Origin of the sequence: Acidovorax sp. A1169, from assembly GCF_030704685.1 — a bacterium.
In the GTDB taxonomy this organism is placed as follows: Bacteria; Pseudomonadota; Gammaproteobacteria; order Burkholderiales; family Burkholderiaceae_C; genus Acidovorax.
Genome location: NZ_JAUZDX010000022.1, coordinates 99,718 through 109,128, shown reverse-complemented (window position 1 = coordinate 109,128; position 9,411 = coordinate 99,718). Strand labels below are relative to the sequence as shown.

At 67.0% G+C, this 9,411-nt stretch carries 10 protein-coding genes; 9 read left to right on the top strand and 1 reads right to left on the bottom strand.

The window, feature by feature from the left end; translation table 11 throughout:
* Positions 1-724: 724 nt before the first annotated feature.
* Complete coding sequence (locus QYL93_RS26740; RefSeq protein ID WP_305746523.1) at positions 725-1,168, bottom strand: universal stress protein; 444 nt, start codon at positions 1,166-1,168, stop codon at positions 725-727.
* 103 nt (positions 1,169-1,271) lie between these two features.
* On the opposite strand from QYL93_RS26740, the gene QYL93_RS26735 reads away from it, so the two are divergent.
* From QYL93_RS26735 to QYL93_RS26695, 9 genes are all read left to right on the top strand, one after another.
* Positions 1,272-3,683 (top strand): cation-translocating P-type ATPase, encoded by a 2,412-nt coding sequence (locus tag QYL93_RS26735; RefSeq protein WP_305746522.1) that lies wholly within the window; start codon positions 1,272-1,274, stop codon positions 3,681-3,683.
* Positions 3,683-3,820, top strand: a complete 138-nt coding sequence (gene ccoS / locus QYL93_RS26730) for a cbb3-type cytochrome oxidase assembly protein CcoS (protein WP_007860012.1) — start codon at positions 3,683-3,685, stop codon at positions 3,818-3,820. Before QYL93_RS26735 ends, ccoS begins: the two co-directional genes overlap by 1 nt.
* A 62-nt stretch (positions 3,821-3,882) precedes the next feature.
* On the top strand, positions 3,883-5,337 hold the full coding sequence (gene ccoN, locus QYL93_RS26725) for a cytochrome-c oxidase, cbb3-type subunit I (RefSeq protein WP_305746521.1): 1,455 nt from the start codon (positions 3,883-3,885) through the stop codon (positions 5,335-5,337).
* 22 nt (positions 5,338-5,359) lie between these two features.
* Positions 5,360-5,992 carry a cytochrome-c oxidase, cbb3-type subunit II gene (ccoO, locus tag QYL93_RS26720; RefSeq protein WP_305746520.1) on the top strand — a complete coding sequence of 211 codons (633 nt, stop codon included), beginning with the start codon at positions 5,360-5,362 and terminating at the stop codon, positions 5,990-5,992.
* Between the two features lie 10 nt (positions 5,993-6,002).
* On the top strand, positions 6,003-6,140 hold the full coding sequence (locus QYL93_RS26715; protein ID WP_057206393.1) for a cbb3-type cytochrome c oxidase subunit 3: 138 nt from the start codon (positions 6,003-6,005) through the stop codon (positions 6,138-6,140).
* 50 nt (positions 6,141-6,190) lie between these two features.
* Positions 6,191-7,111 (top strand): cytochrome-c oxidase, cbb3-type subunit III, encoded by a 921-nt coding sequence (gene ccoP, locus QYL93_RS26710; RefSeq protein WP_305746519.1) that lies wholly within the window; start codon positions 6,191-6,193, stop codon positions 7,109-7,111.
* A 114-nt stretch (positions 7,112-7,225) separates the two neighbouring features.
* Positions 7,226-8,683, top strand: coding sequence for a cytochrome c oxidase accessory protein CcoG (gene ccoG / locus QYL93_RS26705; protein ID WP_305746518.1), 1,458 nt, complete (start codon positions 7,226-7,228; stop codon positions 8,681-8,683).
* Positions 8,684-8,739: 56 nt separating this feature from the next.
* On the top strand, positions 8,740-9,027 hold the full coding sequence (locus QYL93_RS26700; protein ID WP_305746517.1) for a FixH family protein: 288 nt from the start codon (positions 8,740-8,742) through the stop codon (positions 9,025-9,027).
* Positions 9,028-9,063: 36 nt separating this feature from the next.
* Positions 9,064-9,354 (top strand): hypothetical protein, encoded by a 291-nt coding sequence (locus QYL93_RS26695; protein ID WP_305746516.1) that lies wholly within the window; start codon positions 9,064-9,066, stop codon positions 9,352-9,354.
* Positions 9,355-9,411 lie beyond the last annotated feature (57 nt).

Below are 9,411 nucleotides of genomic sequence, written 5' to 3'. Positions count from 1 at the left end.
AGGCCAAGAAAAGACGACCCCGCTGCCCGTGTCCCCCTCGCTGGTGGCGAGGGGGCAGCCTGCGATGCTCGAAGCTGGGGTGCGCCTCGGAACTCGCTGCGTTCTTCGAACTCCGCTCAAACATCTGCGGCGAGCCAGATGACGAAGCGCGTGTGTCCTGCGGCACACGCGCCACCCCAGCTTCTGCGCTTCTCGGCACGGTCAGAAGGGGGTGGAAGCGGGCTCCATACGGGCCATTGCTTCGCTCGGCCTGTGGTCCTTCGCTGCGCTCGGCTCGCCAGAGCGATTGCGCCCCGCCCGTCGGCAGCGCCTAGCGCGACCCGACACCCGGCGCAGCTGCGAAGCAGCAGCCGTTTGGACCCCGCTCCCCACCCCTACTGGCTGCGCCGAGAAGCGCAGGGCCTGGGGTGGGTGCGTGTGCCGAAGGACACACGCACTTCGTGATCTGGCTTGCCGCAGCTGTTTGAGCGGAGTTCGAAGAACGCAGCGAGTTCTGCGGCACCACCCCAGGCCCGAGCATCGCAGGTTGCCCCCTTCGCCCACCGGGCGAAGGGGGACGCAGACTGGGGGCCGCCTTCTCTTTGGTGACTTTCTCTTGGCGGCCAAGAGAAAGTTACTGCGCCGCCGGGCGCACACCCCGGCTCCCGCCCTTAATCAAAGCATGCAGCCACCATCAAAGCATGCAGCCACCACGCGCCGCAAGCACCGCACAAGACGCAAAGAGCTACCTCAACACCAACACCGGAATGTGCGAATGGGTCAACACATGCTGCGTCTCACTCCCCATCAACAACCGCTTGACCCCCTTGCGCCCATGCGATGCCATCACGATCAGATCCGCCTTGTGCTTCCTGGCAGCCGCGATGATCGCCTCGGCCACCAGGTCGGATTTGTGGACCACGGCCTTCACCGTGATGCCACGCGCTGCGCCGCGGGCCTTGACGGCATCGACCATGGCCTGTGCGGCATCGTTCCACTGCTGCTCGATGCGTTTCACATCGCTCATCTCCACGGGCATGCCGCCTTCGAAGTAGCTGCGCGGGTAGCGCGGCACCACCTTGAGCGCGATGACGGTGGCCGAGGTCAGCTCGGCCAGAGCGAGGCCATGGTCCACCGCCTTCTCCGAGAGGGTGGAGCCATCGGTGGCAATCAGGATGCGTTGGTACATGGTGGTCTCCTTGCTTGTAGATAGTGCAAGCGTACGGGCCATGATGTTCCCCGCCTTGATCCAGGTCAACAAGCCAACCGGGCTGCGGCGATAGGCTTGAGCCATGTCAAATGCCACCCCCAGCCCCGCAGATGCAAGCTCGCAGGTGACCTCGCCACAGCAGCTGCACACCGCACTGCTCGATGATCCGCAGGAGTGGCCTTCCTTCGGCCGCCCCTGCGATGGCCACGGTGCGCCGGTGGAGTCCGCCCCTGGGGACGCACCCGCGTGGGAATCGCATGTAGTGCTCTCGGGCATGCACTGCGCGGCCTGCGCCCTCAGCATCGAAGACGCGCTGCGCAGTGTGCCTGGCGTGATGCAGGCCGATGTGAGCGCCACCACGCACCGTGCGCGCGTGGTGTGGCAGCCCTCGCAGGTGCTGCCCTCCAGCTGGTTGGCCGCCGTGGCCCGCGCGGGCTACCAGGCGTTGCCGGCCATGGACGCGCTCGCACGCACCCAGCGCCAGCAGGAGAGCCGGCGCGCGCTGTGGCGCTGGCTGGTGGCGGGATTTTGCATGATGCAGGTGATGATGTACGCGTGGCCCGCCTACGTGGCGCAACCGGGCGATCTGTCGCAGGAGATGGAGACGCTGCTGCGCTGGGCCTCGTGGGTCATCACGCTGCCGGTGGTGTGCTTTGCCTGCGGCCCGTTTTTCGCCAGTGCGCTGCGCGATGTGCGGCTGCGCCGCGTGGGCATGGACCTGCCCGTGGCGCTGGGCATGGCCATCACCTTTGCCGTGAGCACGGCGGGCACCTTCGACCCGGCGGGCATCTTCGGCAAGGAGGTGTACTTCGACTCGCTCACCATGTTCGTGTTCTTTCTGCTCACCGGCCGCTGGCTGGAGCTGCGCCTGCGCGACAGCACGGCCGGTGCGCTGGAGGCGGTGATGAACCGCCTGCCCGACAGCGTGGAGCGGCGCAATGCCGATGGCGCATTCTCCCGCGTGGCCACGCGCCGCCTTGAAGTGGGCGATGTCATCCGCGTGCTGCCGGGCGAGGCCTTCCCGGCCGATGGCCGCATCACCGACGGCAGTACGCATGCCGACGAGGCTCTGCTCACCGGCGAGTCCACCCCCGTGGCGCGCCCGCTGGGCAGCACCGTGGTGGCGGGCAGCTACAACCTGCAGGCGGCGGTGCAGATGCGCGTGGAGGGCACGGGCAGCGCCACGCGCTTTGCACAGATCGTGGCGCTGATGGAAAGCGCATCGCTGCAGAAGCCGCGCCTGGCGCAGCTGGCCGACCGCGTGGCGCGGCCCTTTCTCATCGCCGTGCTGCTGGCCGCCGTGGTCGCCGCCGCCTGGTGGTGGCCCAGCAGCCCCAGCCACGCGCTGATGGTGGCGGTGGCGGTGCTCATCGTCACCTGCCCTTGCGCGCTGTCGCTGGCCACACCGGTGGCCATGCTGACCGCCGCCGGCACACTGGCACGCCATGGCCTGCTGGTGCGCAACCTGCAGGGGCTCGAAGCCCTGGCGGCGGTGGACACCATCGTGTTCGACAAGACCGGCACGCTCACACGCGATGGCATGGCACTGCAGGGCGTGCACACCATCCCCGGCCTGGCGCGGCACGATGCCCTGGCGCTGGCCGCTGCCCTGGCGTGCCAGTCCATGCACCCCGCGTCACGCGCCCTGTGCGCGGCGGCGGATGGCGACTCCGGTCGCTGGGCCGCCACCAATGTGGTGGAAGAAGCGGGGCAAGGCCTCACCGCCCGCGTGATCGACACCACCGGCGCGGTGGCCCCGCGCCGCCTGCGCCTGGGTTCTGCGCGCCATGCGGGCGTGGGGGCGGGGCAGGGCGCCGACAGCGCGGCCCTGCAGGTGGTGCTGTCTGAGGAAACCGATGAGCGTGGAGCGGCCGTTGAGCTGGCCCGCTTCACCCTGGCCGAGAGCCTGCGGCCCGAGGCCCGCGCCGTGGTGCAGGCGCTGCAGCGCGAAGGCGTGGCGGTACACATGCTCTCGGGCGACCGCATGGCGTCGGTGCAGCGCGTGGCCATGCAGGCCGGCATCGTGCACGCGCAGGGTGATTGTTCGCCCGGGGGCAAGCTGGCCGCGCTGCAGGCACTGCAGTCGCAGGGCCGCCAGGTCGCCATGGTGGGCGACGGACTCAACGATGGGCCGGTGCTGGCCGGGGCCCATGTGTCCTTCGCCTTCGGCAGCGCCGTGCCGCTGGCGCGCTCGCGCGCCGACTTCGTGGTGCTGGGCGGCAGCCTGCAGCTGGTGCTGCAGGCCGTGCTGCTGGCGCGCAAGACGCTGCGCGTGGTGCGCCAGAACCTGTGCTGGGCTGCCGCCTACAACGCGCTGTGCGTGCCGCTGGCGGTGCTGGGCTATATGCCGGCGTGGCTGGCCGGGCTGGGCATGGCATTGAGCTCGCTGCTGGTGGTGCTCAACGCCTCGCGCCTGGCCCGGCTGGTGGGAGAGGAGAGGCTTGCACAAGACGCTGCTGGTGCCCTCCCCAGAACCGCGCTGGAGACCGTGTGATGGACATCCTGTACCTGCTGATCCCCCTGTCCGTGGTGCTGGTGCTGCTGATCCTGGCCGGCCTGTGGTGGGCCGTCTACCGGGGCCAGTTCGAGAGCGTGGAGCAAGAGGGCGAGCGCATTCTCCGGAATGATTGACATGCGTCAATACCCACCGGGCCGTGCTGCAGGAGACTCACTGCAACACAAAGAGGTGCCCGATGGATTTAACTCACAACACAGCTGCCGCGCACTACAACGACACAGTCGTGCGGCAGTTTTCTATCATGGCAGTGGTATGGGGGGTGGTGGGTATGTTGGTGGGCGTCATCATCGCCGCCCAGCTTGCCTGGCCTGAACTCAACTTCGGCATTCCGTGGCTCAGCTACGGGCGCCTGCGGCCACTGCATACCAACGCCGTCATCTTCGCCTTTGGCGGCTGCGCGCTGTTCGGCACCAGCTACTACGTGGTGCAGCGCACCTGCCAAGTGCGGCTGTTTGCCGCACCGCTGGCCGCCTTTACCTTCTGGGGCTGGCAGCTCGTGATCCTGGCGGCGGCCATCAGCCTGCCCATGGGTTATACGTCGGGCAAGGAATACGCCGAGCTCGAATGGCCCATCGACATCCTGATCACGCTGGTCTGGGTGTCCTACGCCATCGTGTTCTTCGGCACCGTGGGCATGCGCAAGGTGCGCCACATCTACGTGGCCAACTGGTTCTTCGGCGCCTTCATCCTGGCCGTGGCCATTCTGCACCTGGTCAACAGCGCCGCGGTGCCTGCGGGCTGGATGAAGAGCTACTCGGCCTACGCCGGTGTGCAGGACGCCATGGTGCAGTGGTGGTACGGCCACAACGCGGTGGGTTTCTTCCTCACCGCAGGCTTCCTCGGGATGATGTACTACTTCATCCCCAAGCAGGCTGGCCGCCCGGTGTACAGCTACCGCCTGTCCATCGTGCATTTCTGGGCGCTGATCTTCACTTACATGTGGGCCGGCCCGCACCACCTGCACTACACCGCGCTGCCGGACTGGACGCAATCGGTGGGCATGGTGTTCTCGCTGATCCTGCTGGCCCCCAGCTGGGGCGGCATGATCAACGGCGTGATGACCCTGTCGGGCGCCTGGCACAAGCTGCGTGACGACCCCATCCTGCGTTTTCTGATCGTGTCGCTGTCGTTCTACGGCATGTCCACCTTCGAGGGCCCGATGATGTCCATCAAGACCGTCAACGCCCTGAGCCACTACACCGACTGGACCGTGGGCCACGTGCACTCCGGCGCCCTGGGCTGGGTGGGCCTGATCTCCATGGGCTCGCTGTACTACCTGATCCCCCGCCTGTTCGGCCGCGAGAAGATGCATTCCGTGCCGGCCATCGAGCTGCACTTCTGGATGGCCACCCTGGGCATCGTGCTGTACATCGCCGCGATGTGGATCGCCGGTGTCATGCAGGGCCTGATGTGGCGCGCCATCAACCCCGACGGCACGCTCACCTACACCTTTGTCGAGAGCGTCAAGGCCACCTACCCCTTCTATGTGGTGCGCCTGGCGGGCGGCCTGCTGTACCTGGGCGGCATGCTGGTCATGGCTTGGAACGTGTGGGCCACCGCCATCGCCGGCCGCTCGGTCAAGGTCGCCATCCCTGCTGTGCACTCTGCCCATGCAGCCGCCCACGCCTGAGCCTGTACGAAAGACCTGATCCATGTCTGACAACAAGACCCCTGCGACCACCGGTTTCAGCCACGAAAAGGTGGAGACCAACAACTTCCTGATGATCGTGCTGATCTTGCTGGTGATCGCCATTGGCGGCCTGGTGGAGATCGTGCCCCTGTTCTTCCAGAAGTCCACCACCGAGGCCGTCAAGGGCGTGGAGCCCTACACCGCCACGCAGCTCATCGGGCGCGATATCTACATCCGCGAGGGCTGCTACAACTGCCACTCGCAGATGATCCGCCCCTTCCGCGCCGAGACGCTGCGCTACGGCCACTACTCGGTGGCTGGCGAGTTTGTGTACGACCACCCCTTCCAGTGGGGCAGCAAGCGCACCGGCCCCGACCTACACCGCGTGGGCGGCAAGTACAGCGACGAGTGGCATCGCATCCACCTGACCAACCCGCGCGACGTGGTGCCCGAGTCGAACATGCCCGCCTACCCATGGCTGGAGAAGACGCCTGTCGACGCCGCCGTTGCAGCCCCCCGCATGAAGGCGCTGCGCACCGTGGGCGTGCCCTACACCGACGGGCAGATCGCCGACGCGGCCGCCGAGCTCAAGGGCAAGACCGAGATGGACGCCCTGGTGGCCTACCTGCAGGTCATGGGCCGCGCGCTCAAGTAAGGAGTTTGAAATGGACATCACCACCATGCGCATCGTCGCCACTCTGGCTTCCCTTGCGTGCTTCGTCGGCATCTGGGTCTGGGCCTACCTGGGCAGCAACAAGGACCGCTTCGACGAAGCGGGCCGCGTGCCTTTCGAGCACGAATGACCGTGCCCGCCTCAAGAACAACAACGACCACATGAACAAGAGAGCACCCCATGAGTGACTTCACCAGCAATTTCTGGTCGGTCTTCGTGACCGCCGTGACCCTGGGCGGCATCATCGCCTGCGGCCTGCTGCTGTGGATGGCCGGCCGCAAGAAGGTCATGGCCACCGCCGACAACACCACCGGCCACGTCTGGGACGAAGACCTGGTCGAGATGAACAACCCCCTGCCGCGCTGGTGGGTGTGGATGTTCGTCATCACCATCGTCTTCGGCCTGGCCTACCTGGCCGCCTACCCGGGCCTGGGCACATTTGCCGGCAAGCTCGGCTGGACGCAGCTGGGCGAGTACCAGGCCGAGATGGACAAAGCCAAGGCAGAGCTGGCACCGCTGTACGCCCGCTTCGCCGACATGAAGCCCGAGGACATGGCGCGCGACCCGCAGGCCCATGCGATTGGCGAGCGCCTGTTCATGAACAACTGCGCGCAGTGCCACGGCTCCGACGCACGCGGCAGCAAGGGCTTTCCCAACCTGGCCGACAGCGACTGGCTGCACGGCGGCGCGCCCGAGAAGATCCGCGAAACCATTGTGCAGGGCCGCACTGGCGTGATGCCGCCCATGGCGGCCGCCGTGGGCTCGCCTGAGGACGTGCGCAACCTCTCGCACTATGTGCTGAGCCTCTCCAAGAGCCCGCACGACTCGCTGCGCGCATCGCTTGGCAAGTCCAAGTTTGCCGCCTGCGCTGCCTGCCACGGCATGGACGGCAAGGGCAACCAGGCCCTGGGCGCCCCCAACCTCACCGACGACGTGTGGCTGCACGGCTGGGGCGAAGCCGCCATCACCGCCATGATCAATAACGGCAAGACCAACCAGATGCCCGCCCAGGCCGAGAAGCTGACCGAGGCGCAGATCGCCGTGCTGGCCTCCTACGTGTGGAGCCTCTCCAACAACGGTGCCGCAGCCGCCGCGCGATGACCGTGTGACCTGAACCCTGGCGCACGGGCTTCGCCGCCATACGGCGGGCGGTAACGCGCCGGCCGGTGCATGCCCCGAAGGGCATTGCGCCCGGCCTCCTATTCGAGAACTGCCATGAAGCCACCCAGCGGGCCTGCCCGCAAGGTCATTCCCATCACCCCGGTCGCTGCCGCCCCTGGGGGCAGCACCGACACAGCGGCCGAAGTCGTGTCGCTGTACGAAGCGCAAAAGAAGATCTACCCGCGCTCCATCAGCGGCACCTTCGCCCGCTGGCGCTGGGCCATGGTGGCCCTCACGCAGCTGGTGTTCTATGTGGTGCCCTGGCTGCAGTGGGGCGAGCGGCAGATGGTGCTGTTCGACCTGGGCGCACGGCGCTTCTACCTGTTCGGGTTGGTGCTGTACCCGCAGGATTTCATCTACCTCACCGGTCTGCTCATCGTCAGTGCGATGTCGCTGTTCCTGTTCACCACAGTGGCGGGGCGCCTGTGGTGTGGCTTTGCCTGCCCGCAGACGGTGTACACCGAGATGTTCATGTGGATCGAGCACAAGGTGGAGGGCGAGCGCAGCGCGCGCCTGCGCCTGGATGCGGGTGGCTGGACCTGGGAGAAGATCCGCAAGAAGTCCGTCAAGCAGTTCCTCTGGATCAGCGTGGCGCTGTGGACGGGTTTCACCTTCGTGGGCTACTTCGTGCCCATCCGCGCACTGGGCGGCGAACTGCTGGCGCTGCAGGGCAGCTGGCAGATCTTCTGGGTGCTGTTCTACGGCTTTGCCACCTATGGCAACGCGGGCTACATGCGCGAGCAGGTGTGCAAGTACATGTGCCCGTATGCACGCTTTCAGAGCGCCATGTTCGACAGGGACACCCTGGTCGTCAGCTACGACGTTGCGCGTGGCGAACCCCGGGGCCCGCGCAACAAGACCGTGGATTACAAGGCCAAGGGCCTGGGCGACTGCATCGACTGCACGCTGTGCGTGCAGGTCTGCCCCGTGGGCATCGACATCCGCAACGGCCTGCAGTACGAATGCATCGGCTGCGGCCTGTGCGTGGATGCCTGCAATACGGTGATGGACAAGATGCACTACCCGCGCGGCCTTATCCGCTATGCCACCGAGAACGCCGTGGCCGCCCGCTGGAGCGGCGCGCAGATGCTGCGGCGCGTGCTGCGGCCCCGCGTGCTCATCTACAGCGCCATCCTGCTCGCGCTGTGCGTGGGCCTCACGGCCAGCCTGGCACTGCGCACCGCCTTCAAGGTCGATGTGGTGCGCGACCGCGCCGCGCTCTCGCGCATCGTCGCGGGTGGGCAGCTCGAGAACATCTACCGCCTGCAGATCATGAACGCCACCGAGGCCGGCCAGCGCTACCGCATCGGCGCGCACGGGCTCGATGGACTCACGGTGGCATCGGAGGCCGAAGTCGAGATCGGCGCCGCCGAGTCGCGCTGGGTCGCCGTGCGCCTGCAGATCCCCTACGGCTCTGCCCCGCCCGGCTCGCACTCTGTGCAGTTCGAGATCGAGGCCCTGGGTGGCGGGGGCCATGTCACCGAGAAGTCGGTGTTCCTGGTGCCACGCTGACCGTGCCCGCCAGCCGCTGCCGCCCCTTTGTTGTCCTTGTCCGTCAGGAGTAACCCATGCCATCCCCTTCCGTAGCCGCATCGCCCGCTGCCGCCCCCGCCGCCGCTCCCTGGTGGAAGTTCGGCCATGTCTGGCTGGTCATCTCCGGCCCGGCCATCGTCGTCGTCGCGGGCTTCGCCACGCTGTGGATCGCCATCGCCCGCCCCGACCCCGTGGTGGCCGAGGACTACTACCGCCAGGGCATCGAGATCAACAAGACGCTGGAGGACAACCCCAGCAGCCTGGCCCCCGCCATGAAGGCGCGCAACCATGCGGCCACGCCCGATCAGGACAAACCGCGTTGAGCAAATCAGAACAATCCAGGTGAAGGAGACAAACCCATGAGACTGCAGCGACTGATGTGGATCGCCTGGCCCGCCTTTCTGACAGCGGGCGTGCTGGAGATGCTGGTCTTCGCTTTCGTGGACCCGCAGGACATGCACTGGTTCGGCCAGCCCCTGGCCCTGTCGCGCGAGGGCGTCTACACCGTCGCCTTCTTCGTGTTCTGGCTGGTGACCATCGCTTCGAGCGCGCTCACCACGCTGCTGTCCATGTCGCCGTTCGAGGTCAACCGCTGCCCGGTGCCGGTGACGGAGCGACCTACAGATTGCGCACGGCACCACCCGCCCTGAGCAGGGCAGGGAAAACCGGGAGGGCGCGGGCTGGCACAGCTCTTGAATGCGGGCAGT